We start from the raw sequence: 24,812 nt of genomic DNA, 5'->3' as shown, positions 1-24,812 counted from the left end.
GAATTGTATTGAGCTTTTGGTGCAGATTTAAAGTTTTTAAAGACTTCCAAATTCTGGTTATAACAGTATGAAATAGAAGTGATGGGACGTCAGGAGACAGGAAATCAAGAGCCAATTATCCAAAGATGGATGCTGACTGCGAGTGTATACTTTTTGGATCATCATGTAACATAAAAAGCCCCTTTTTAGTCTATAAATATTTTATAATGAGTGTAGTTTATTTAGAAAATACTAAACTACACTTTTTAATTCGGTTGTCAAATCTTTCACACACTCTCTCTTTTAAATAATAGCTCATAATAATAAGTGCGCCTTTTTTTCCTATTTTTCGTACATCTTCATCAATAAAACCACATTTTTTATATAATAACTGTGCAGTAATGTTTTTCACATTTATCGCTAGCCAATACAATTTCACTAATATGTGGATATTCTTTGCGTACAAAATCAGGTAGTAACAATAATGATTGTTTGGTATGCCCCTTTCCTTGATAATAATAATCCGTTGAAAGAGCACGTAATAACATAGCTTTTGGATTTTTAGATTATGGATTTATGCCTGCATTTTCATGAAGCTCAAAAAATGTTACAAGCTCATTATTTGCAAGAAATAATATAGAATGTATGTCAGTATCGCCTTCTGATAATTCTACACATTTCTTTGGTTTACCTGTAAATTGTAACTGTTCCTCAGATAATTCATAGCATTCTACTTGTTTTTTAAATCGTTCTTCAAATTCAAATAACCCCATAATGTCCCTCCATTAATTCTCCCCGTTTGTTAAATAACTTTATATGGAAAAAGTTGATACCCTCGTATTTGAGAATATCAACTTTCATTTTTATGTAACTTTATAGTATAAAAAAGAACTTTATTTCCATTAAACAGCTTCGTTGCTATAAAAGGCAAAAAAGCTCATTTTTTCATTTGGGGGTAATTCTGAATTCTTAAGTTGATGGGCATGGGGTCGCGCCCCATCTCTATCAAGCTAAGCTTATATAAAATAAATTTCAGGTGAGATTGTTTCTTATTTCTAAAGGACAAGTGTAGGTAATTGAAAGATTTGCATACAAAATAAACCTTAAAAAGTTTCACATTTAAGCTAAACTAAGCTAAGAAAGTCAATTTTAACAATCTATGTTTTTCTTTTACATATTAGCAGAATAAGAAGGTTATCAAAGGCTGGATGAAACCCCCAGCGAATGATAACCTTTTGAAATAGCATATCAATGATTTAAATAAATACCCTCATGAATATATTATTGAGCCACTCCAAATACATTGATTTCTGCCGCACTTGTCCATGGATTATTGTTTACCTCGCTTAATGCACGTAGTCTAATATAACGACCTGTCTTGTTTGCAAAGTTGACTTCTTTCAAATTAGTATTATTTGCAAAAGCACCTATGGATACAGCTGTTCCCCAATTCACTCCATCACTACTTACGTAAAACTCATAATCCTTAATCGTTCCGTTTATTTGGCCGTCTTGCCTTGGCAGGTAGCTGAATTTGGAGAGGTTATAGGTCGCACCTAAATCAATTTGAATCTCATGTGGCATTGGAGCAACAGGACTCCAGTTTGTATGCCAAAATGTGTCTTTATTTCCGTCAAAGGCATACGTACCTAAATTGTACCAATTATAGCTATCTACATATTTTAGCGTCCAGTTTGTCTGCGGAATTAAACTAGCTTCTTTTGTTGTGACCGCTACATTCATAGTCGAATTACTTGTGCTTGTCGTTGTAATCGTTACACCTGATTTTTCTCCCGTGTAGGTATTACTATTCGGATTGGTGTCTGGACTAAAGGAAGCAGCATGATTTTGATTCGTGTAATAGAAAGGGTCTTGGTATTCACTGACGGATTGTTCTATATCAATGAAAGGATGAGGATCACTGGAATTATTATTCATGGATTCATCAATATGCCAAACCGCAATACCACCAGAATTAGTTGGTAAGCTCGCATCATACCCAACCTTTGCGCGATTCTCAACTAAAAAATACGTATTATCCTTTAAAGGAATCTTTAACACATTATAGTTATTTGGGATCGCATTTAGAGTAAAATTGTTGCTGGTATTTACTACATTTGGCGTTACAAAACCTAGTTTTACCTTGGACCAAGCATCCATATGATCTGGCGTAGTTCCATACTCTTCTCCTGGAAGACTATTCCAAGCTCCATTCCCCATTATACTTAGACTACCCACACGGTTATTGTCGCCATATAGATCTGGAAGACCAAAAGAATGACCTAACTCATGAGCAGGTATACCAATTGTCGCCATATGACCATATTGCTTTTCCCCCTGCGCTGTATACATGCCTGATACTGTAACACCATCGTGATTTGTATTAGGAGCATATGACTGATGTGCCCAAATATTTGGAAGTGGACCACCACTAGCCTGTTCATTACCAGCAAGAAAACTTACAATGTAGAAGCCATCTTTAGAGTCAATGACTTGATCATTATTAGTATCAAGACTAGCAAAATTCACTTGAGAATCAGCTTTAGCCAGTGCATCTGTTATAACCGTACCCATACTTTTTCCCGATGTACTCGGATGAGCGTAATCTAATTTCACTTTAACCACTCCATCATTTTGAGTACCATATGTTTCAGGAGCTGGAGTTATCTGTACTTTTCCGTTACTTACTTCATTATAGTAATTCTTAACTGACTTTTGATTTGTAGAAAAGAATTTGTTACTCCAATCGTTATCGTTATATGCAATATCAACATCTGTAAACCCAATTAACAAAACAAGTAATTTTTTGTTTCCTAAAACTGGAGTGACAGTTCCATCAATATTTTTTGGTGATTCTTTTTGTAATTTATTCATGTGCTCCTGTTTTTTCTTTGCTTGAGGGTTGTAATTCTTTATCCATTTGTTCAAATTGTTCTCATTTACTGCCATTGAAGGCTTCTTATCAATTTTATATTTTTTCCCCGTCGATTTCAGTTCATCTAATGTAAGCTCCGCGTAATTCCAATACCCCTTCTGATCTTGTAAAAGTACATCTCCATCCTTTGTACTTACCCAATGGAACCATTCATCTCCATGTAACGTGCCCTCAAAAGATTCGCCTGAAGGCTGCTTCATTTTGACAACTCCCTCGTATGCTGGTGCGGCAAAAGAGTCCGTTTGAACATACAAAACACAAATCAAAGAAAAAACGGACATGAACAGGAATTTTAAAATTCTTTGCATAAACTTTCCCCCTTTTTCAATTGTGTGTGGAATATTCTGTTGATAGCCAGACTAGATTCATACATGGAATAAATCGACAGATACATTTGTATAACACTAACAGAATACCTTTAATTATAATTACAGGAAATTGAAAAAATGTTATTTTTTTAATTCTGTTAATATTTTCTCAAGATTATCCAGTTAAGCAGAATCGATGAAAGTTACATGTAGAGTTCCGGAAAAAATTATACTTTTAGTATGTATATAATGCCACATGTTGACTAATCCAAATTAAATAAAGTTTATGAGCAAAAGAGAGTGTAATTTGACATTGTGTAATAAAGATAAGGCCCACCTACTAAAATAGGTGGGCTTTTTGTTGGGTATTACTATCTCATTGCACAAAAGGGAATTTGTATTAAAATATTAACACATTTTTAGAGTTCTTATATTGAGAAAAAAGATACTATAAGGACTCTAAGAATGGCAAAATAATATACATTATAAAAATATAAAATCCGGTCATACAGATAGTTTAATTAAATATTATAACGCATTAACTCTAGCAGAAAAGAGGAATTAGTTTGTTTTAAAGTAATAAGTGGACAATACTTCTTAGGTGTAGAAGGTATCGAGATTCCTGTACCAATTCCAGCGTTGGCTGCAGCTCTATTAATTAGTTTAGGAATAATTCCACTTTGTTCTTAATTTAAGGAATTCCAAATACCCATACTTTTTAATGGATAAGCCCTTAAGTACATAAATGCTTTTGGGTTTTTATAATGAAAAAAGACACCTAAGGTGCCTTCCTCCGACTTGAGAATTACATCTATGTATTGAAGAAATTTATAAAAGATAAATACAAAAAGGACAGCTTCTAACAATAATTTATAGATGTTTATTATTCTCCAGATGAAGTTACTGGATTTTTTGTGATGATGAATAACAGTTGTTAGATAATAACTTATTTATCCCGAAAGTGCAGTTTGTAAATGATTCTGATTAAATCTTCTCATTAATTCAATTTTGTAATCTGTATAGAAATAAATTTTCAAATCAAATAAATTAGGGGTCACCATACATGCTCATTAAGTTAAACTATCATAATAGTTCCAGAACTAATTTTTTACATGTTAATCATTTTTATCGTTTTTGGTGAAGAATGTGTTTCTTAGCTTGATAGCGATGGGGTGCTCCCCCATATAAAGAAATTTTAAACCTCTTAATCTACATTTCCTTTATGTAAATATGGAAATAACGAAATTACCCCAAGGATAGCTAAACAAGCTCCAATCCATAGAGGAGATACAAAACCATATCCTTTACTGATCCCAAGACCACCTAGTGACGAACCAATAACAATACCTAGCGTAATAAAAGAACTATGAACGGTATTTATCATTATTCCATTACTAGCTGTCTTCATCACCCTTGCAACCATAGCTGGATTCAATGCTACACCAGTTAAACCAATAAAAATCGTAGAAATAACTGCAATGTATTTATTCTCTGCACTTAAAGCAAATAAAGACAACGCTATGATTAATATAATTAATCCACCCATAAGTATTTTCATTGTAAATTTATCAGCGAACTTGCCAATTATTATATTCCCAATTACCGTCGCACTACCATAGAGAGCAAGTAAATATGGAATACTTGCACTTGAAAACCCTGTAACATTTGTAAAGATAGGAGTGAAATAACTAAATGCTGCAAACGTACCACCAATAATGAACATACTTGTTACGTACGCTGCCCAAAGATGAATATTCTTAAATCGCAGAAGTTCATCTTTCCAATTTAATTGCTCTTTATTTGAAGAAGATGGTAATAACCGTTGAATCATAATTGCTGATACTAGCACAAGAACAGAAACAGCTCCAAAACTAATACGCCAGCCAAAATATTGCGAAATAACGGTTGTTATAGGTAAACCTAATACAGTTGCGAACATTAAACCTGCAAGTACAATTGATGCAGCTTTTCCCCTTGAATCAGAGTGAACCAATGCCGCAGAAAAGGAAATCGCAACTCCAAAAGCTGAAGCTGAAGCAATACCAGTTATAATACGTGAAATCATCATAATATCATAGTTCCAAGCAATAGCTCCGAGCGATTGACCAATTAAAAATACGAACATTAAAAACAATAATGCTTGTTTGCTGCGCATTCGTAAGAGGATTGCAGTTAAAATGGGGCCTCCTATTACCATTGCTCCTGCATAAGCTGAAATTAAATACCCAATGGATGATACAGAAACCTGGAATGCAAGAGCAAGTTCATTCATCATACCTGCAACCATAAATTCTGATGTAGTCATACAAAAGATTGCTAAAGCTAATAAATAAATAATCGATGGCATAAAAACACTCCTTATTCATTATTGTAATGATCGGTACAAAAATAGTGCGAAAAAAGGGCGCACTAAGCGCCACAAATAGACTCTACTGCTCCTTTGATAACTTGTTCAGACAACATCCGATTTTGCATCGATACATTAAGAACACGGAATCCGTAATAACTGCTTAAAAGCAGACTAGCTAATTCCTCAGCGGATTGCTTCTTTGAAATTTCACCTGTTTGCAATCCTTCCTCCATCACTGTTTCAATAGCTTGTTTAAGAAGTTCAACATGCTTCGAGAAAATTTCTTGTACCATTAAATCGTTTTTAGCACGTTCTATACTGGCATTAATCAATAAGCATCCTTTTTGATCCATATTCTCAAAGTCTTCTTTCAATGCCCATTCAAAAAAATTACTTAATCGTTCTTTAACTGGAATTGGAGTATGTAACAATTTCTTTTGTTCCCTAATCCCAATTTCATGGTAGCGTTCTAATACTTGTTTATACAGTTCATGTTTACTACCGAAAGTATTGTATAAACTTCCTTTTCCAAGTCCTGTATCACTGCATAAATCTTGTGTAGAACATCCTTCATATCCTCTTAACCAAAATGTTTTCATTGCAACATCTACAATTGAGGAATAATCAAACTCTCGAGGTCTGCCGCGTTTATTCAATCGTATCCTCCTCTCATTTTAAAGATAACATGAATAGAATACTCCTTTTTGTACCACGCGGTCAATAATTTTGTTTTAATGTTACTGTAAAATAAAATTGGATTATTTTAGATTATGAATAATTAAAAATAGCCCCCTTATTCAAATTGCCTAGCGAAAAAATCACGTTTTAATAGATTTCTTTATCATCTCTACCTTTCTATAGATTACTAGTTATGAAACGAGGATCGTTTCATAACTAGTAATTTACTTAATTAGCTTGCTGGTTATGGAGTAGTGCCCCTATAAACAAAACCCTCCAGAGACATCTATAATCTGCCCTGTTACCCAGCGGCTATCAGAAGAAGCAAGGAATGCTACTACATCTGCAATATCTTCAACTTGCCCTATTCGTCCGAACACAGATGAATCCGTAGCAAAATTCCGTATTTCTGAATCATCTAGCAATTTCGCATTGATATCTGTCTTCGTATATCCAGGCATAATTGTATTCACTGTTATACCTCGTTCTCCAAGATGTTTAGCTAGAGGAAGTGTCATCGTATTTAGTGCACCTTTACTTAAACCGTATGCAATGGACCCTGTAAAACCAAGTCTTACTTCCGCTGATGAAATGTTAATAACGCGCCCTTCTACTCGTAGTAACGGTAATGTTTGCTGAATTAAAAAGAATGGCGCCTTAATATTTACGGCCATAATTTCATCAAAAACTTCTTCTGTCGTATTTTCAATCGTCCCTTGTGTACCTATCCCTGCATTGTTTACTAAAATATCAATCTCTGATGTACCAACTCTTATTTGTAATTCATTCTTCAATTGTTCTACTATTTTTTTGACACCATCCATTAAATTGAGATCAGCTTCAATTAAGAATGCCTTTCCTCCATTAGATTCAATCTCACTAATTGTTTCATCTGCAGCTATTTTATTTCGGCCGTAGTGAATCGCAACTAATGCACCGTCGTTTGCCAATCTCATCGCAATCGCACGACCAATGCCGCGACTTGCCCCTGTTACTAATGCTACTTTCCCATCAAGATTCTTCATTTTTTCCATCCTTCCTAAATTCCCTTTTGATAAACCCTATACTTATATTTTCATGCAAATACTAATCATTTTAAATATAGATTTATAGGTAATTTAGTTCGTTCACTTATGATATTATAGTTATAATTCGCAATTCACTTTAGAAAACACAACAAGGAGGCTACACAATGCAAAACGCTGTAAAATTGGATGAAATCGATCATAAAATTATGAACCTGTTATATGAAAATGCGAGAATTTCTGTTTCAGAAATAGGACGAATTATATCCATGACGCAACCTGCTGTAAAAGAACGTATTAACAAGCTTGAAGATCAAGGAGTTATAGCGGCTTATCGAACGAAATTTGAGCCTGCAAAAATTAATAAAAACATTCAAGCATTCATCATGTTTAAAACGAGCCAATGCTCTGATTTTATTCAATTTTGTAATGCCGCTCCTGAAGTAACAGATTTATACCGAATTAGCGGGGAATTTAATTATATGATGAAGGTCATGAGCGATTCGATGGATTCTCTCGCTACATTTTTAGACTCTTTAATGCAATTTGGATTATCGTCTCCTTTAATTGTTTTAAAGAGTGAGTTTGAGGAGAAATTGTCGTTCTAATAAAAGGATACGTATTATCCCCGGCTAACAGTAAAAGTTTTTCCTTTATGAGAAAAGCCAATGAAATCAATGATTAGTAAACAAAAAAAGAACATTGATATTTCAATGTTCTTTTTTATATCTCTACTTATGAATTAGATCTCTATTCGAAAAAAGCACCTTAATCCCCTTACCCTTGATTCCTCTGCGCCTCTCTAAACTCCTCCTTCACCTTCTCTAACAACCCTTCTTCCGTAATTAATCGATACGCTGTATTTGCTAATGCTTTTGCCGATGTAATTAATGCTTTATCTCCAAGTTCTGAACGTGCTGCTTCTCTAAATTCATTCGTATGTGCAATTAAATCATCTGGTCCGATTTTAATGTACGGATGAATTGTCGGTACGACTTGACTTACGTTTCCTGCGTCGGTTGAACCAATCCCTACTCTTTCTTTACGATTTACATCTTCACCTAATAGTTCTAGTTCTTCCGCTACGATATCGTTATATGTTTTTGTTACGAGTAATTCATCGATTTCATTTTGAAATTGATGGATTTTTACTTTTGCACCTGTTGCTAATGCTGCTCCCTGTGCAATGTTTCTTACTTTTTCTGTTACTTCCGCGCATCTTTTTCTCGTTGCTGCACGGATGAAGAATCTTGCTGCGGCATAGTCAGGAATAATATTAGGTGCTTTTCCGCCCTCTGTAATGACACCATGAATTCTCACGTCTGACGGGAGTTGTTGGCGAAGTGCGTTAATACCGTTATAGAGCTGAATAACCGCATCTAATGCGTTAATCCCTTCTTCTGGCGAAGCTGCAGCGTGAGCTGTTTTTCCGTAAAAATGAAAATCAAGTGGATCGACTGCTAGTGAAGGACTCGTTGTCGCTGTCTTTCCGCTCGGATGAATCATAAGCGCCGCATCAATGTCTTTAAATAAACCTGCCTTTACATAACTTGATTTCGCGCTACCATTTGGCCCGCCTTCTTCTGCTGGCGTACCAAACACGACAACTTCCCCGCCAATTTCTTCAAGCGTTTCTGATAATGCGATTGCTGCTGCAACGCTAATTGTGCCAATTAAATTGTGACCACACGCATGACCTAGTCCTGGTAAAGCGTCGTACTCCGCTAAAAATGCGATTGCAGGTCCTTGTTTTCCAGAGCTTTTTCGCGCGATAAATCCCGTTTCATGTCCAGCTATATTGTGCTGCAACTGAAATCCTGCACTGCCTAGCAATAAACTTAACGTTCTAGATGCATAAAACTCTTGGTTACCAATTTCCGGATTCGCATGAATATCATGACTTGTTTCTATGTACTTTTCCTTATTTCTTTCGATACTCTCTTCAATTGTTTTTCTTTGTGACGCTACTCCTGTCGCTCCCATTTTTCTTCCTCCTTTTATTTTCACATAAAAAAGCCTCTTTCTAAAAGATAGAAAGAGGCTTCTGTATATACAGTCAAAATGAGCTTCTTTCTTATCTTTCAAGTTACCTTGCTGGAATTGGCACAGTATTCATAACGAATCCGCTGCCGAGGTATCATAGGGCCAGTCCCTCCACCTCTCGTGATAAGAATTTTCATAAAATTATATTAAATTATTTTTTATTCTAAGTTCATTCCAAGTAAAAGTCAAGGAATTCCTATCCGAATTTACCGAATATCTAAAAATCCTTTTAATACACCAATTGTCTCAGGTGCTTGCAGTCTTGCACATACGTACGGAAATTCCGTACTACCTTCAAACATCATTTGAGATGTAAGCGGTGCGCCTGCCCAGAAGATTTCATCATCAATTACTAAGAATGGGAATGCTTTATTTTGTCTTTGTAACTTTACATTTTTCAGTGGAACTGGTCCATCACTATAAACTGTTATTTGCGCATTTGTACGCATTAACGCTTGCCATACTCGCTTATCCACTTGTTTTGTACTTGGAAGTGAAATAATAATTTTTCGTTTTGCGGCTAAAATATCTTTTAATAACCCTTTCGGCTCTTCAAGATTCATTTCCATAAACCAGCGTAAACGTTTCGAAATTTTCCGTTCCCACAATTGTCTTGATGTCGTGCGATCATACACATCTCCGTGACGTTCTATATGAGCTGTTAATTGTGATAACGCTTGTTTTCTCGAAAGGTTTTTACGCATATAATGGCAATCTGATAATTGAATGAACTTCCCTCTCGCCCTTGTCACTGCTACATTGACGAGGCGATGGTTTTTGTGATCAAAGAATAATACGCCAGGTCGTTCTTGCGGATAACTGTCAACCGTATCAAAGATCATCATATCTCTTTCAGAACCTTGGAACTTATGAACTGTCGCCGCTAAAACTGGTATGTTTTGATATTTCGTTCTCTGCACCATTTCTCTAATACACGTCGCTAAAAAGCGTGACTGCGCCCTGTAAGGTGTCACAATACCAATTGATTGCACACCATCTAACAATCCGATTAACATCATTTGCATTGCTACTAAACCAGACATAATGTTAAAACGTGAACCAGAAGCAGCATCTTTTAACGAAAAAGCTCCCATTTGGCTCGTATCAAATAAAACACTCGCTTCATTTGCGAACGGCTGCAATTGCGCAAGTTCTTTACGCTCTGAAACAGACGGATGATCGTGTACTCTATTTTTATAAATAAACGAATTCGTAAACTTCGATATATCCGCATGCATACGTCTTTGTTCCTGCAACATAAATAGGTTTGGGTGTGCTTCTGATTTATTAACAGACTCAACAATCCCAGCATGGTAAAACATATCTTCCCCAAGCCATTTACGAACGAGTTCATGATTTGCCATCGCAATTGGAGGTAACTGTAAAAAGTCACCGCAAACGACGATACGTTTTCCAAGTGAAGCAGCTAATGCAATTTGCGGAACATATGCCATACTTACTTCATCTACAACAACTAAATCAAATGTACGCTCATAAATAAGTGAATCAATGGCACATTTTGATAAAGTTGCGCCGATTACTTTTGCATTTTCAATATATTCTTTTTCTACTTCTTTAATTTTAGCCTTTTGCTTTCGAAGATCACTTTCAATCTCTTGTATACGCTTCTTATCAGCAGATGTTGCTTTATACGATAAGATTTTTTCACGAAGATCTTGTCGTGTCTCTTCTAAATAGAGTCTTTCTTCTCCCCAAGATCCGTTCGTCGTTTCAACTAACTTCGACGCAAGTAACGTTTCATGATTTCGTATATGTTCATGTTGACTATAACCGTAACGAACAATTTCACCAGGTGTCCATTTCTTTTTCTTCTCAATTTGCTTCGTTACTTCACTCATTAATACGTCTACTGCCGCATTACTATGAGCCAACACAAGTACCGATTTTCCTTTTTGATAATGAGCCGAAATAATACGTGATAAATTGTAAGACTTCCCTGTTCCCGGCGGTCCCCATACGTACGTTGTCGGATTATAAAACGAACGATATGCCAGTTCATTTTTTGGATTTTTCATCTTCTCAATATGTTTCGGACTGCTCGTCCCATCAACAAGACGCTTTATACGATTACGTTTCAGCTTATCTTTACGTGCTTCTTTCAATCGCTCTTGTAGTTGCTCTAACAATTGCCACGGTTCACTATATAAAACCGCTTCTCTTATTTCACCTTGTATATAATCATTTAATTTCAGCTCTATTTCTAATCCATGTATAGATAATACTTCCCCTGTCGCTTCCTCACCATCGAACTCAATTCGAATGGGTGAACCTTCAGGTAAGCTTACTTCCGAAATAAGCTGAAATACGTATACTGTACTTTCATAATCTGTATATAAAAAACGACCGTTCATGATAGAAATTTTACTACCACCTATCGTTTTCCAATGTTTAATTTCATACGCTAATGCATAATGCCACTCTTTCATCGTTTCCGATAATGAAGGAGTTTGAGTAGTTGTATTCATCGTATAATCTCCTTCCTTCTCCCCAAACATACTTTCTCACTATACCATATAACACGCTAAAATTTGTAAGGTTTTTATCTTGCTTATTTTCTTAATTTTCAATAATATATTGTATATAATTTTCAGAAAGAAGGAATCTACATGCCAGTTAGAAGAATTGAACACGTTGGACTTATGGTTGCAAACTTAGAAACATCTATTTCATTTTATGAAGAAGTAGTCGGCTTACAGCTCATGAAACGTATGGGTCATCCGAATCCAGACTTAAAACTCGCTTTTTTAGGTGTAGAAGAATCAAAAGAAACGATACTAGAACTCATTGAAGGCTACAACTCTTCTCTTCCGGCAGAAGGAAAAGTACATCACATTTGCTTTAAAGTGGATTCATTAGAGGATGAGATCGAAAGACTAAAGAAACAAAAAGTAACCTTTTTACTAGGAGAAGAAATTGAAACATTACCAGATGGAACACGTTACATATTCTTCGCTGGCCCTGATGGAGAGTGGATTGAGTTTTTTGAGACGGAGAGATAAAGTAAGACTTTATTTTGCGGGATAGAAAAGGAGCCGGAATTCCGGCCCTTGTTTTTAACGAAACATATTTTATTATAGGAATAAAAATCTTTCTAATAGCTCTAACTTGCACAATGCTTCCCGTTAATATAATAGGCTGATTCTGTGAAAACTGTAAATACAACCTCTACTTCTGGAAGTCCAAAATCCATTACATATGTAGTAATGGCCTTGGCAAATCGATCACGAATTTCCTGTCCACGCTCGAACCATTTCACTTCAATAAGAGGAAACGCTTCTATTTCTTCTCCATTGAATACAAACGTAGAACTTGGTAGTTCCAAGGTGAAATTATCCGTACCACACTCACAGATATCTGCGAGTTCTTCTACTAATGGCTTGCTTATGCTTTTTAATTGTTCAGTAGTAATTCCACGAAACACAACATGCGGCATGTTATTCCCTCCGTTACATAGCTTTATATTTCCTCATATCATAACACAATTTATTTTGCTGCACTAACATCTATTCGTACATTTCAATGACATTCTTAAGAATGATCATATGTTATTGAAGCTAATATAATCAGGAGTTAAGGAAAAGCAGACTGATAGAATTAAAGGTGAAGAGGTAATACTTGACCTCAATTCTAATCGTCATATAATCAATGCCATGCACAAAATGACTCATCAAAAAGTATTATCTCATGAAAAGCAAGGATTTATTAAAATGACTCCAGAAAACATCGAAGCAATACGTTGAGTAATTGATGAAAATAATAGTGGAACCTTACAACATAAAGAATAGTACCTCAAGATTTTGATTGGTTGGTATGAAGGCGATTTCTCCCTTATCGTTTTATGATATGCTAACAACATTTGATAAAATACGGTATCTATAGACAGTCAAACACCTTTAAAGATACCTCGTCCAGTTCTTGCTGTTGCAAGATAAACAGCATATAATCAGTTAACCACCCACATTAGTAACGAACACATAAAGAAAAGGCATTCCAAATATGAAACGCCTTCTTTCGTTTTATAAAACCATCCAACACGCTGAACTTTTCAATTTAATATAATCACTCGTTTAACTAAAGAAATTGATTACGTGCATAACGCTCTTCTCACTTTTCTTGCAAAATTTAGTGGATCATCAACGTCTTCGATATTAACGTAAATTAAATTTGGATCATCACATAACCACTCATTGTGTATAGACGAAACGATTATTCCTTGTTTAATAATTGTCGCCACAAATTCAGTGACTTCTTTTTGTAAAAGTGCTACTCGGCCTAGGCATAATGCCCGTCCAGTTTTATTGTCTCGTGATTCGAATGAAAAGGAAGTTGTTACTCTAAAACGTTTTCCCAAGATTGTTGCTCGTATTTCATCACGGTTTATTGTTGCCACGCATTTCCCACCAGCGAATCCTTCTTGACCGCCAATGATTCTTGCAAACTGTTGACAAATTGATTCCTCATTAACCGCCATACCTTTAATCATTCCTCCTTTTACTATTAGATTATGAATTCATACATAGGTCTGAAACGGCAATGAATCTAATCTATTATAAAAAAATGATGGCGATCTACCGAAAGCTATTAACTCAATTATTCTTGATCGTATGAATTGTTATCAGAGTTTAAATGGTGCAGAATTTTTATTTTATGCCTAATGGACATCGGAGACTGAAAGCAAAACTCAGCTATTATAATGGTAAGACATTTTTAAAAAGCATAAAAAAGACACCCTAAGGTGCCATCCTCCGACTTGAGAATTATATCTATGTATGGAGAAATTTAGAAAAGACAAATACAAAAGAGAAGATTCTAACTATAATTTATAGAACTCTTATGCCATGACTTACTTACATATTTCCTTATTTACCAGAAGAAGAATCTCAGTTACATTATTTTCTGAACAGTCTCGTTAAAGCCATACCAAGAAATCCAGCGCCCATTCCTATTAGCCATCCAGTTTGGGCATTACCTAACATAGATCCCACTCCTCCACCAAGAAACATACAGCCAACGAATACTAATCCTCCAATTCCCCAATTCGGCCGTTCCATAGTTCCATCACATCCTTTCAATAAAATATATGCGATTAGCTAACTCAACTTTCTTCCTTAAGATAGTTCATTACTTTGCTTAGGTTTAGCACATCAGGGAATTCATAAGATGCGAAGCTTGAGTCATTTATATAGATTGTAGAAATACGGGTATCAATCGTTATTAAAAATAACTGACGCATTTTAAACATCATCGATTTTATCATTTTGGACAACCTATTCTGTTAAATTGATATACATGCGAAAAAACTATCAAAATAAAACCCCAGAAATCCAAAGGTCTCTGGGGCTCCATTATATATTTAGCTCTTTTTGCTTTTTGTTTTGTTTATGTCTATACAGCAATTTTCGGCTTATTAGAGAAATCACTAATAAGGTCAGAATTAATAAGATAAGTTGCATAAATGATAAATCAAAATATTTAGCACCTGTAACGATTAAAAGTGTAGAAATCGTGCCTTTTACAACGAAAAAAATAATAACCCATAATCCGCCTTTTTTCCAGTTCATTTTATATTACCCTTTCCTACGTTTAAATTCTTAAAATATTTAATGATAGTTCTTAAATGTGACAACTTAATAGAAATCTATTATATTAACAAAAAATTCATGTCTAATTAAATACAATGATTCTATATTAAGTGAAAATGATATTCATTGTCAATTTTATTGACTATTTGAATACTTATTATTTCTTTCTACTTTGTTTCTTATAAGCAATACGCTCTTGTATTCAAACAAAAACACCTCCATTGCATTTGCACACTTAGTATGCGAATGCAAGAGGTGTTTTTTCATATACCATCAGGTAAGATTTCCTGCTTTGTTTATTTCTTGATACGTAGCTATTTTTTAATACACAATAACTGGATCATACGTGTTCAAACTATCATATACAGTTTTTGCAACATTAGGAAGAAGGTTCACACACCCACCTGATCCTCCTGTTAAATAAGCATTATTTCCCCAGTCTTTGCGCCAGCCGGCATCGTGGAATCCTTGACCACTATTTGTGAACGGAACCCAGTAATCTACTTTAACCGCATAATCAGCTTTTCCTACTGCGTTACCTCTTAGCGTATATGGTGTTCGTTTATATAGGACGTACCACACACCTGGTGATGTATCTTCACCAGTACTATGTTTACCAGTTACTACATTTGTTGTAACAACTAATTTTCCATCTTTGTAAATCCAAATTTGTTGCTCTGCAATTGAAACTTCTGCATACGTGTCTCCGATGCCATTATTCGATGTTGTTTTATAACCGATACCTTCCTTCTCCCAACCATTCCCGTGAATATTAGAAGCAGAAAGCGATTTTTCGCCTTTCTCAAAGGCTTGTTGAACTTGTTTAGTTTCTTTTTCAACATCTAGTGCCCAGCCGTATCCTTCTCCTTTTACTGATATGACTGAACCGGAATGAGTTTTAAATGAGAAATCTTTATTTAATGTTGATTTGGCATTATTAATTTCAGTAATTTTCTTCTTAATGTCACTCGCATCAATTGTAACTTTCATATCCTTTGACATAGAGGCATTTTGAATTAAATCTTTCGCTTTTAAAGGATAAACTTCATCCTGCACTTTATACTCAACAGACTGCCCAAGAAGATTCTGTAGTGCTTTCTCCTCTTTTTTGACAATCGGATCGTCTTCTTTAATAGGTTTTATGTATGCAGACTTCAGATGAATTTCGCTTTTATATTTTTGCTTATCATAATCTTTCAGTAGACTAGTAACATCATACTGTTTTCCTTCAACACTTTTCGAAATAACAATTTTCCCTTGTTCTAGCTTCGCCATAGCATCTTGAGGCGCTTTTAATTTCTCATTCATAGAGATGAGCTTTTCTTCTACAAGTTTTTTCATCGTTTCACTACGATACTGATCTGCCTTCTCTGGTAGCAATGAATAATTTTCTCCCTTTGAGGAAGGGAAAAATGTCCACTGGTTTTTTAATAGTTTCTTAACTTGAGGCAAATCTTTTTCCGTAAGTTCCGTTTTTGTATCTTTTTCATCTAAAATTTGTTGTTGATCAACATAGACTTTGTTTGCTAGTCCAGATGTCTTTAATTTCTGTATTGCCTGATCAGCGCTCAGACCACCAACTTTTGTGTCATTAATTGTAACATTCGAATTGAAGTGAGTTGCCTGATAATAACTCATTCCCCCAATAAGAAGTGCAATTACACCAATACCCACTGCAATAAACTTCCAATTTGTAGAACGTTTTTTTGATCTTACTCGTTTTTGATCAATTTCTTCAACTGATTCATTTGTTGTATTGTTGTTCATCAATCTTTCCCCCGTATGCATTAACGTCAAACGATTTTCAACTAAAATCATAAACTAGTGTACCTTATTTTTCCTAAAATTTCATTATTTCCGACCACATTTTATCGCAATTTAATGATTAAATTTAGATTTTTCAATAGTACGATGCATTGCACAGCCCTTTACAAGTTATAAAATGAAATTTCAATCAACCGTTATACCAAGGAAATTAACTACATCTTCTTTGGAAAACTTTTTCTCTTTACGCAAATACGAATTATATTATCCATTTTATGAACATCACCTCCTAATTTTGTCAAAAAAATAAACGATAGTCCTTCTATCTAAAATGTAGAAGGACTATCGTTTTTTCAGTTAGAGTATTTGTATAATCGTTTAAGTTTTTATTTCCTGAAGGTCAAACTTGATGAAGATGATGAAATTTCATCTCATAGCCTTTAAATGAAAACATTATGTTTTTTATGGCAACCAAGTTTATTTTCTTAGCTTGATGTCCCCCACATATCCAGCAGCCTAAGATGAAGTAAGAGTCTGTTCAACTAGATTTTTTCTAATATTTTTAGGAGCATCTTATTTCGCCTCGTCATATTTCACTAATTGAATTTAAAACACATCCGTATGCTATTTAGTAAAATTTACGATTCGAGACGTAATTATTGCAGTAATCAAGATAATACTAGCGGTTATCAAGCCAGATTCTCCAATCCAAATCTCAGTTTGATACCCTGTACTTGCACGTGTGAAAGGTCCTTGAATAATGGCATTCCAAGTAGCATGGATGATAACCGAAGGCCAAATGCTACCTGTGATAAGTCGTAAATAAGCTATAATATAACCGAATGGTACAATACAAAGATAGATACCAAGTACTGAAAGAACGACAGATGGTCCCGCTACATATAGACCAGCAATAACTATTGGAACATGCCACGTTGCCCAAATCAATCCACTAATAAGGATGGGCCGTGAAAACTCTGCATCGACTAGCCTTGTGAGCATATAACCTCGCCAACCCATTTCTTCTCCCAAAGCTGGGATTAAGCCAAGCAAACTTCCGAAAATGCCGCTCAATACTACTAGATAAATGAAGCTGAATGGTGCCGTTACATACTGAAGCCCAAGCATATTGTAGATCGGTTCTAAAATAAACATACCAACTTCGGGATACTGAAACCCCGCAATTCCGCTCGACCAGGCGATAGAATAAGTAATTCCACAAATAATCATAGGGATTAGCAGAGCAAAACCAATCCCTTTCCATATCTTTAAGTTACCGAGACTAAAAGATACATCTTTAAACCCTTCTTTCAGTATTATGCGAGTCAAAATAGAAGATAATGCTGGGGTAAACATATATACCACAATAAGTGGCATACTTTTCGTAATTATTACTACTACATTTAGGATAATTGAAGTAATGATTAAGATACTCAGAAAAAGTTGAAGTCCTATTTTAGCACGTTGGATTTTATCTTTATTGTGGAACGATTTTGCGTGTAATATCATTTTAATCCGCCCTTCCCCTATAATTCACTTGTTTATCGAATATACTTCTTGTCATTTCCACAGACACAACTTAGAATAAAAATATTTTTGTATACAAATTCATTCATCTTTAAAATCCCTCCCCAATTTATAATCTAGTCTTACTTACGACTCATCAATGTAATTATTATTTATAAGTTGTCATAGCGGATAGTACAAAAGTGTAATGATTAGTCTATGACCTGTGTCAATTAACCTTATGACAATATGTAACTAGAAAATATGATATGGGATAGATAACAATTGAATTAAGGCAATTGATTCGTGCAAGTACAATGAATCAATCTTGCTTTTACAAATAATTCAATTGAGGTGAAAAAAATGAATAAGAAAAGAATAATTGCAATGGTTAGTACAGCTTTATTAGTCACAGGATATGTAGAAGTAGGAAAGGCTCAAACAATAGCAGTCGAAAATTCAGGTCAATCAATCCAAAAAAATATAGTTAAATCCATACAATCACAGGCTTACCCATTAAAAACGATAGAGCCGTCAAAAAAATTTGAGGATTTAAAACCACTTAAGAAAATGATTGGGAGCGCACAATATGTAGGTTTAGGGGAGAATACTCATGGAAGCTCTGAAATTTTCACTATGAAGTTTCGCCTTGTGAAATATTTGGTTACTGAGATGGGTTTTACAAATTTCACAATGGAAGAAGATTGGGGAAACGGCTTAAAGCTAAATGAATATATCCAAACAGGAAAAGGAAACCCTAGAGAATTTTTAAACTTGTTATATCCTACTGATGAAATTATAGCCATGATTGAGTGGATGAAAGATTATAATGCTGATCCATCCACTAAAAAAAAGATCCAATTTATTGGGCTCGACTTAAAGGAGTTGGACCAAGGTTGCTTTAATAAAGTAATTGATTATGTAAGGCTGCATCGACCAGATTTGCTGGCAGAAGTAGAAGAAAATTATAAAGAATTGCCGTCTTTTACTGGAAGTTTACAGGAATATATGAAACTTGCTCCTGAAATAAAAGAAAAGTTCAAAGGAAATGCTGAGAGAGTATCCCAATTACTAAAAGATGAGAATGAGCAAGCCAACACAAAAATAGTTTCACCCGAGTACATCTGGGCGAAAGCAACGGCAAGTGCAATAGAGAAATTTACAACAATGCTAATTCCTAACGACCATCCAAGTCTGTTAAAGTTACATGAGCAATACATGGCCGATCATGCAATGTGGGCGCAAGAAACATTCGGTGGTAAAACGATGGTATGGGGACACAATATTCATATAGCTAAAGGAATTATCGATGATGAATCATACCCTTATGCTGCGGGGCAGTTTTTGAAGGAACGTTTAGACAATAATTATGTCACAATTGGTAGTACAACTACGGGGGGGAATTTCACCTTATACAGTGAATATGATCCTTCCACTGGAGGTAAAATTACATCGCGTGCGATTCCACAAAATGTAAATAGTTTCAATTATACCCTCGGAAAAGTACCATATAACATGTTTTTATTGGATAACCGTCACCTTAAAGGACCAGCAGAGAAGTGGGTTAAAGCAAAAAGACCATTACTAAGTATAGGGGCACAACTCTTCCCCAACGAATCGGCATACTTTGATAAGTCATTGCTTGAGCAATTTGATATTATTTTTCATATTCGAAAAACAAGTCCATCTCATATTAAATAAAAGTACAAAACAATCCCGTTCTTGCAGATGCAAGAACGGGATTGTTTTATGGTGATTCATATAAGCATCTTTTTTAACCAGAATTAGGTTACTCTCCCCTTTTTATCATCATTTAAAAATGTCATATGACACTTTTACACTAGTGAGAATGACAAAAAAAGCAGTACAATTCGGTTATTACATAGATAGGAGCGAGAACTTTATGAAATCAAGATTCATCCAGAATGGTTATTTTTTATTGCTAACTTTCGTTACAGGGTTGTTTTATTTTTGTTTTTATCTAATAGCTCTGCTATTCAGTTTCACCCTTTCATTTACGGTAATTGGGATTCCACTAGTTATACGCGTACTACAGACTACGACACCTTTTATCCAATTCGAGCGCATACAGACGAAAATTTATACAGATATTTCAACAGACTCTTATGATAAAAGTATAACAATAGATACATCAAACTGGGCTCAGGTGAAATTAGTGCTTACAGATCGTCGTACTTGGTCTGCTGTCTTTTGGTTAATGCAGAAATTTGTGATTGGCATTTTTAGTATCATTTGTGCAACCATTTTTTATGTAATGCCACTTATGTTCTTGTTGGCACCACTACTGTATCGCTACATTGAAATGAATATTATATTCATACAGATAGATACTTTTACTAAGTCACTCTTTGTAATGTTTATGGGTATAGTATTTACCGCCATAAGTAGTAGAATAGTAGATCGTTTGACAAAGAAAATTGGAGGCTATACACGTAGCATGATCCAGCGACTAAATCAATAGAAGTTTGCCTTCTATGAGAGAATTACAGCGTAAAATTAAAAAGTACAACAATGTATGAAGGATTAATTTATAATATAGGAAGTAAAAAGGTTGGCTATTTAGGGGGTAAATGACTTGTTAGATATAGTTAAGTATTGGTTTTGGTACGATTGGATTATGTTAGGAGTCCGTATACTTATTAGTGTCTCTATCGCCATAACCACATTCGATTTTCAGGATAGTATAACATTGCCGCTTTGGATTATTATTCTTTGGGAAATTATTGCCTTCTCTGTTCCATGGGTAGCCTTACTATTCAATTATAAATATTATTTGTTCACAGACATACTGCTATATGGTGGACTATGTATATATTTAACCTCATTATTCCCGGAAGCTTACAACACATTTCTTATATCAGTTTTTCTGATTGCTGCGAATAGTAAGCATTTATCCTATTATTGGACAGCTCCAATAACAGTTTTTATAACAACTGGAATTTTCTATGCGCTTGCGCCAAGTAATAACTATTGGATTATGGTTACCTACTATGGACTTGCTTATGTAATGGGCTTCGCTTTCCATTTATTAATCGTCAATCATAAGCAAAATGAAGCAATTCGTAAACAAAACGCAGTACTTGAGCAATATATGTCTCAGATTGAACGTATTACACTGGCAGAAGAACGGAACAGGCTGTCGAGCGAGCTTCATGATACAGTTGGTCACGCTTATACTTCTATTATTATGGGGATGGAAACGTTGCGCACCGAACTTGCTACTGAAATGGGTATACAGAGGCTAGATTCTCTGCTTGAAATGGGACGGAAAAGCATCGAGGACGTGAGAGGTTACCTACATCAAATGGATTCTCGATGTCAATCTCCTTCCTTGATTCAATCTCTACAAAATCTTGGAGCCGAATTTCAGGAGCACGCTCAGGTAAATGTAAGTTTTAGGACATTCGGAGAGGAATATCAACTATCTCGGCAAGCGAAGATCACATTCGTTCGTTGCTTACAGGAGTCCCTTACGAATGCAGTACGTCATGGTCAAGGGACTGAAATTATAGTTTCATTGCAGTTTGAACAACAATATACGAGGTTAGAAGTTCAAGATAATGGAAAAGGAAATGTAGAATGGCAGGAAGGCTTCGGTATGAATGCGATGAAAGAACGGGCAATGAACTTGCAAGGTCATTTGTCTGTATATACAAAGCCAGAGGAAGGAATGCTTGTTACATGCACCATACCGCGACAAACTGAAATAAAAAATGGACTTATTCGTTTGTTAATTGTAGACGATCAGCCATTTGTTCGGGAAAGTTTGAGGACACTACTCGATAGATATGAAGATTTAAATGTAGTCGGTTTGGCTGAGGATGGCAATGAAGCCATCGATTTGTGTGGGCGCCTTCAACCCCATGTTATACTTATGGATTTAGATATGCAGCACATGGATGGAATCGAAGCAACCAAAAAGATTAAGCAACAATGGCCACATATCCGCGTATTGATTTTTACAACGTTTCAAGATACCGAACAGGCAGTGGAATCACTTCGCAACGGTGCGGATGGTTTTTTACTTAAATCTATTGAAACGTTGGAGCTAGCCAATACGATCCGACTTATTCACAAAGGTGGGACACTAATTGATCAGGGAATGTCTCACAAAATATTTGAGAAGTTTGATGAGCAAAAAGAGACACCACAATCAAAAGCAGCCGTTTATGAGCTAACAGCTAGGGAGATAGAAATATTACAGCTAGTAGCAAAAGGACTTCGATACACTACCATAGCATCAAGGTTATATTTGTCAAATGGTACGGTCAGAAATTATGCTTCTACAGCTTATACAAAGCTAGGAGTCTGTAACAAAGAAGAAGCTGTTCAAAAGGCTCTAGAAATTGGAATTATTGAATAAAAAAGTGTTTTTTGTTTCTTTACAGCAAGATGAAATGTAGTTACAAAATACATAGAGGATAAACTTATGAATTTAATTGGATATCATTTTTTATAGGTAAATTTCTTGAAAAATTTAACCCTGTTTAAAAAATTTAAATAGCGTTGCTACATATTGAATGTAGCAACGCTATTATTTTCTATATTAGAAATTAGACATCTTTATTATTGCTATAGGAAAGGCTGTTTCAGGTCTTTTCACATGAAGATTCCTCTAAGCCAAATGCCCCCTCCCTAATACACTTGTTGCCTCTGAAAATAACTATTTAAAAATATGGTTGCTAATTTCATTTCAATCTTCCTTGCACCCAAGTGGCAATATTATTTATAACATACTCTGGGATATTAGCAGGCTATAATATTCATTCGATTGACTTAATTCTCCATCTCCTTCTGTAAAGAAGTGATTTCACTTTCGATACAGTCGATAATTAATGTTATCTCTCTCTTAATTGTTCTTTCCAAAAAGGATTATCTATCATTCTTTATGAATAACATCATTACATTGATCTTTTTTTCGAGAGTACAATTCCTTTATATAATTGAACTGTAATCAAGTAATAAATCGAATAAATTACTACAAAAATAACAAGTGGTAAGCAAATACGAGAGTACGGATTGATTAAAATAGGACTAAACATGTTCATACCAAATAATATATGAGTAATCCCGACAATTGCTGGGAATAAAAATATGAAGTATAACTCTTTATAGATTGAGTTTGTTAATAATTCTCGGCGGACAACAATTTTACGAAACGTTTGATAACGTGCCACATCTTTTGATGCTCCCGACAGAACTTTAAACATTAAGCAACTTGCCATCGTTGCTAAAAATGCAACTCCAACGAAGAACCCCATAAACATTAGTCCGCTAGCAAAATCATGACTCACAATATTGTGACGAAAAACCGGGAAAATAATAATAACTAGTTACTATTATTATTTATTTGTCACTTTTAAAGCATCTAACACTATCTTGGTTGCTTCTGCAATAAGCTTATCATCGTATTTAGCATCCTCTTTATCATGATTAGAAAGTATCGCAACAACAATTGGTTTTTTATTTGGTGGCCAAATAATTGCGATATCATTTCTGGTTCCATAAGATCCCGAGCCAGTCTTATCAGCTACTTCCCATCCTCCTGGAACTCCGGCACGAATTAAGTTGTCTCCGGTAGTATTCCTTTTCATCCAATCTATTAATAAATCCCGTTTCTCAGTTGAAAGTACATCTCCTAGCGTAAAAGCCTGAAGACTAGTAGCTAATGCCTTTGGGGTACTAGTATCACGTACGTCTCCTGGAGGCACTTCGTTTAATTCTGGTTCAAAACGTTCAGGATTTGTAACGGTGTCTCCTACTTCTCTTAGTGATTTTTTGAATTCACTAGGTCCACCTAATTGTTTAAGAATAAGATTTTGTGCAGTATTATCACTATATCGAAGAGAAGCATCTGCAAGCTCTTTCAGGGTCATACCACTATCAACATACTTTTCTGTAATTGGATTGTAATTAACAAGATCTTCACGGGTATACAAAACTCTTTGATTTAGATCTTCTATTGATTTCTTTTGTAAAAGTACTCCCACAGCTAAAGCTTTGTGGGTAGATGCGTATGCAAACCGTTCATCTGATTGATAAGTAACGGTTTGATTCGTATCAGTGTCCAATGCATAAATACCGAGTTTAGCATCAAATTCTTTTTCAAGTTTAACAAAAGAATCATTACCAGTAATTTCTTGTTTGATTTGATTTGTTTGTTTCGTTTGTTTAGGTAATTCAGATTGAGTATTACCATCGGAACAGCCTATAAGCGTTGCACATGAAAGAAATACTACAGGTACCATCTTTTTGTAATGTAAAATGTTAAAAAACTTGTTTAAGACTATCATACATTTTCAACCTCTTTCAAGAATATATGTTTTTTTAGGTGTTATACATATCGATACAATTAAAAAGTGTATCGGATATCACTCTCTTGCATCTCACTTTTCATAAAATGAGTGAACTATCATGAACCCCTGTTTTATACGTATACTTAATAGACAACCTAAATAACAAGTTTGTTCCATTTTTATCAGTAGTCGTATCTAGAAACCTAAAAAAGTCCATTTAGAAAATCTGAAGTGCACCCCAATTGTTAGACACATAATTAACAATTGGAGGTGCATTTTTTATGGCTAAATTTTCTTCAAAAGA

19 protein-coding genes, 4 pseudogenes and 1 riboswitch are annotated in these 24,812 nt (G+C 34.9%); of the genes and pseudogenes, 7 read left to right on the top strand and 16 right to left on the bottom strand.

All coding sequences use genetic code 11. From position 1 onward, the window contains the following. Positions 1–12: 12 nt before the first annotated feature. Positions 13–159, top strand: a pseudogene (locus ES895_RS29790) (VOC family protein); the annotation flags it as partial. A 386-nt stretch (positions 160–545) separates the two neighbouring features. Here ES895_RS29790 and ES895_RS16720 read toward each other — a convergent pair. The 5 genes from ES895_RS16720 to ES895_RS16700 form a co-directional block, all read right to left on the bottom strand. Beyond that, positions 546–752: a hypothetical protein gene (locus tag ES895_RS16720; RefSeq protein ID WP_087948651.1), complete on the bottom strand. Its 207-nt coding sequence runs from the start codon at positions 750–752 to the stop codon at positions 546–548. A 508-nt stretch (positions 753–1,260) separates the two neighbouring features. After that, complete coding sequence (locus tag ES895_RS16715; protein WP_061654901.1) at positions 1,261–3,222, bottom strand: M6 family metalloprotease domain-containing protein; 1,962 nt, start codon at positions 3,220–3,222, stop codon at positions 1,261–1,263. Positions 3,223–4,426: 1,204 nt separating this feature from the next. After that, on the bottom strand, positions 4,427–5,569 hold the full coding sequence (locus ES895_RS16710; protein ID WP_087964929.1) for an MFS transporter: 1,143 nt from the start codon (positions 5,567–5,569) through the stop codon (positions 4,427–4,429). 62 nt (positions 5,570–5,631) lie between these two features. Continuing rightward, positions 5,632–6,228, bottom strand: coding sequence for a TetR/AcrR family transcriptional regulator (locus ES895_RS16705; RefSeq protein WP_087948649.1), 597 nt, complete (start codon positions 6,226–6,228; stop codon positions 5,632–5,634). 282 nt (positions 6,229–6,510) lie between these two features. Beyond that, the gene (locus tag ES895_RS16700; RefSeq protein ID WP_016111604.1) at positions 6,511–7,275 is read right to left on the bottom strand and encodes an SDR family oxidoreductase; all 765 of its coding nucleotides are present in this window, start codon (positions 7,273–7,275) and stop codon (positions 6,511–6,513) included. A 167-nt stretch (positions 7,276–7,442) separates the two neighbouring features. Here ES895_RS16700 and ES895_RS16695 point away from each other — a divergent pair, with 167 nt between their 5' ends. Next, positions 7,443–7,883 carry an Lrp/AsnC family transcriptional regulator gene (locus tag ES895_RS16695; protein ID WP_001178562.1) on the top strand — a complete coding sequence of 147 codons (441 nt, stop codon included), beginning with the start codon at positions 7,443–7,445 and terminating at the stop codon, positions 7,881–7,883. A gap of 169 nt (positions 7,884–8,052) precedes the next feature. Here the strand turns inward: ES895_RS16695 and ES895_RS16690 are convergent, their stop codons facing one another. Together ES895_RS16690 and ES895_RS16685 are read right to left on the bottom strand one after the other, a co-directional pair. Then, positions 8,053–9,258 (bottom strand): M20 family metallopeptidase, encoded by a 1,206-nt coding sequence (locus ES895_RS16690; RefSeq protein WP_061654903.1) that lies wholly within the window; start codon positions 9,256–9,258, stop codon positions 8,053–8,055. 88 nt (positions 9,259–9,346) lie between these two features. After that, a riboswitch (SAM riboswitch) is annotated at positions 9,347–9,448 on the bottom strand. Positions 9,449–9,524: 76 nt separating this feature from the next. After that, complete coding sequence (locus ES895_RS16685) at positions 9,525–11,834, bottom strand: AAA domain-containing protein (RefSeq protein ID WP_135238495.1); 2,310 nt, start codon at positions 11,832–11,834, stop codon at positions 9,525–9,527. A gap of 111 nt (positions 11,835–11,945) precedes the next feature. On the opposite strand from ES895_RS16685, the gene ES895_RS16680 reads away from it, so the two are divergent. Next, complete coding sequence (locus ES895_RS16680; RefSeq protein ID WP_001145286.1) at positions 11,946–12,338, top strand: VOC family protein; 393 nt, start codon at positions 11,946–11,948, stop codon at positions 12,336–12,338. Between the two features lie 101 nt (positions 12,339–12,439). Here ES895_RS16680 and ES895_RS16675 read toward each other — a convergent pair whose 3' ends face one another. After that, positions 12,440–12,772 (bottom strand): DUF1904 family protein, encoded by a 333-nt coding sequence (locus ES895_RS16675; protein WP_001120970.1) that lies wholly within the window; start codon positions 12,770–12,772, stop codon positions 12,440–12,442. A 130-nt stretch (positions 12,773–12,902) separates the two neighbouring features. Between ES895_RS16675 and ES895_RS16670 the strand changes: the two are divergent. Then, positions 12,903–13,121: pseudogene (locus tag ES895_RS16670) on the top strand (DUF6241 domain-containing protein); the annotation flags it as partial. Between the two features lie 302 nt (positions 13,122–13,423). Here the strand turns inward: ES895_RS16670 and ES895_RS16665 are convergent. From ES895_RS16665 to ES895_RS16645, 5 genes are all read right to left on the bottom strand, one after another. Next, positions 13,424–13,810, bottom strand: coding sequence for a DUF1259 domain-containing protein (locus ES895_RS16665; protein ID WP_001986336.1), 387 nt, complete (start codon positions 13,808–13,810; stop codon positions 13,424–13,426). A gap of 418 nt (positions 13,811–14,228) precedes the next feature. Next, positions 14,229–14,390, bottom strand: a complete 162-nt coding sequence (locus ES895_RS29320) for a hypothetical protein (RefSeq protein ID WP_000441008.1) — start codon at positions 14,388–14,390, stop codon at positions 14,229–14,231. 294 nt (positions 14,391–14,684) lie between these two features. After that, positions 14,685–14,900, bottom strand: coding sequence for a hypothetical protein (locus ES895_RS16660; protein ID WP_001104104.1), 216 nt, complete (start codon positions 14,898–14,900; stop codon positions 14,685–14,687). Between the two features lie 342 nt (positions 14,901–15,242). After that, positions 15,243–16,688, bottom strand: a complete 1,446-nt coding sequence (locus ES895_RS16655) for a L,D-transpeptidase family protein (RefSeq protein WP_135238494.1) — start codon at positions 16,686–16,688, stop codon at positions 15,243–15,245. A gap of 621 nt (positions 16,689–17,309) precedes the next feature. Then, positions 17,310–18,194 carry a CPBP family intramembrane glutamic endopeptidase gene (locus ES895_RS16645; protein ID WP_000600470.1) on the bottom strand — a complete coding sequence of 295 codons (885 nt, stop codon included), beginning with the start codon at positions 18,192–18,194 and terminating at the stop codon, positions 17,310–17,312. A 360-nt stretch (positions 18,195–18,554) separates the two neighbouring features. Here ES895_RS16645 and ES895_RS16640 point away from each other — a divergent pair, with 360 nt between their 5' ends. The 3 genes from ES895_RS16640 to ES895_RS16630 all read left to right on the top strand — a co-directional run bounded on the left by ES895_RS16640 (position 18,555) and on the right by ES895_RS16630 (position 22,575). After that, positions 18,555–19,892, top strand: coding sequence for an erythromycin esterase family protein (locus tag ES895_RS16640; RefSeq protein ID WP_001036187.1), 1,338 nt, complete (start codon positions 18,555–18,557; stop codon positions 19,890–19,892). Positions 19,893–20,094: 202 nt separating this feature from the next. Continuing rightward, complete coding sequence (locus ES895_RS16635) at positions 20,095–20,673, top strand: sensor domain-containing protein (RefSeq protein ID WP_000842197.1); 579 nt, start codon at positions 20,095–20,097, stop codon at positions 20,671–20,673. Between the two features lie 114 nt (positions 20,674–20,787). Further along, positions 20,788–22,575, top strand: a complete 1,788-nt coding sequence (locus ES895_RS16630; RefSeq protein ID WP_065703686.1) for a helix-turn-helix transcriptional regulator — start codon at positions 20,788–20,790, stop codon at positions 22,573–22,575. A 325-nt stretch (positions 22,576–22,900) separates the two neighbouring features. Here ES895_RS16630 and ES895_RS16625 read toward each other — a convergent pair. The 3 genes and pseudogenes from ES895_RS16625 to bla form a co-directional block, all read right to left on the bottom strand. Continuing rightward, positions 22,901–23,092: pseudogene (locus tag ES895_RS16625) on the bottom strand (alpha/beta hydrolase); the annotation flags it as partial. Between the two features lie 21 nt (positions 23,093–23,113). Further along, a pseudogene (locus tag ES895_RS16620) lies at positions 23,114–23,509 on the bottom strand (ABC transporter permease); the annotation flags it as partial. 45 nt (positions 23,510–23,554) lie between these two features. After that, positions 23,555–24,505, bottom strand: coding sequence for a class A beta-lactamase (gene bla, locus ES895_RS16615; protein ID WP_000636459.1), 951 nt, complete (start codon positions 24,503–24,505; stop codon positions 23,555–23,557). Positions 24,506–24,812: the final 307 nt, after the last annotated feature.

The sequence above is a fragment of the Bacillus sp. 007/AIA-02/001 genome, from assembly GCF_004634455.1.
GTDB lineage: Bacteria > Bacillota > Bacilli > Bacillales > Bacillaceae_G > Bacillus_A > Bacillus_A cereus.
Note: the sequence above shows the minus strand (reverse complement) of the source record. Positions and strands in the feature narration are given on the sequence as shown.

Bases quoted from the DNA above. Each gene is read 5' to 3' on its own strand.
- ES895_RS16720 (WP_087948651.1), bottom strand. From the start codon at position 752: ATGGGGTTATTTGAATTTGAAGAACGATTTAAAAAACAAGTAGAATGC.
- ES895_RS16715 (WP_061654901.1), bottom strand. From the start codon at position 3,222: ATGCAAAGAATTTTAAAATTCCTGTTCATGTCCGTTTTTTCTTTGATT.
- ES895_RS16710 (WP_087964929.1), bottom strand. From the start codon at position 5,569: ATGCCATCGATTATTTATTTATTAGCTTTAGCAATCTTTTGTATGACT.
- ES895_RS16700 (WP_016111604.1), bottom strand. From the start codon at position 7,275: ATGAAGAATCTTGATGGGAAAGTAGCATTAGTAACAGGGGCAAGTCGC.
- ES895_RS16695 (WP_001178562.1), top strand. From the start codon at position 7,443: ATGCAAAACGCTGTAAAATTGGATGAAATCGATCATAAAATTATGAAC.
- ES895_RS16690 (WP_061654903.1), bottom strand. From the start codon at position 9,258: ATGGGAGCGACAGGAGTAGCGTCACAAAGAAAAACAATTGAAGAGAGT.
- ES895_RS16685 (WP_135238495.1), bottom strand. From the start codon at position 11,834: ATGTTTGGGGAGAAGGAAGGAGATTATACGATGAATACAACTACTCAA.
- ES895_RS16680 (WP_001145286.1), top strand. From the start codon at position 11,946: ATGCCAGTTAGAAGAATTGAACACGTTGGACTTATGGTTGCAAACTTA.
- ES895_RS16675 (WP_001120970.1), bottom strand. From the start codon at position 12,772: ATGCCGCATGTTGTGTTTCGTGGAATTACTACTGAACAATTAAAAAGC.
- ES895_RS16665 (WP_001986336.1), bottom strand. From the start codon at position 13,810: ATGGCGGTTAATGAGGAATCAATTTGTCAACAGTTTGCAAGAATCATT.
- ES895_RS29320 (WP_000441008.1), bottom strand. From the start codon at position 14,390: ATGGAACGGCCGAATTGGGGAATTGGAGGATTAGTATTCGTTGGCTGT.
- ES895_RS16660 (WP_001104104.1), bottom strand. From the start codon at position 14,900: ATGAACTGGAAAAAAGGCGGATTATGGGTTATTATTTTTTTCGTTGTA.
- ES895_RS16655 (WP_135238494.1), bottom strand. From the start codon at position 16,688: ATGAACAACAATACAACAAATGAATCAGTTGAAGAAATTGATCAAAAA.
- ES895_RS16645 (WP_000600470.1), bottom strand. From the start codon at position 18,194: ATGATATTACACGCAAAATCGTTCCACAATAAAGATAAAATCCAACGT.
- ES895_RS16640 (WP_001036187.1), top strand. From the start codon at position 18,555: ATGAATAAGAAAAGAATAATTGCAATGGTTAGTACAGCTTTATTAGTC.
- ES895_RS16635 (WP_000842197.1), top strand. From the start codon at position 20,095: ATGAAATCAAGATTCATCCAGAATGGTTATTTTTTATTGCTAACTTTC.
- bla (WP_000636459.1), bottom strand. From the start codon at position 24,505: ATGATAGTCTTAAACAAGTTTTTTAACATTTTACATTACAAAAAGATG.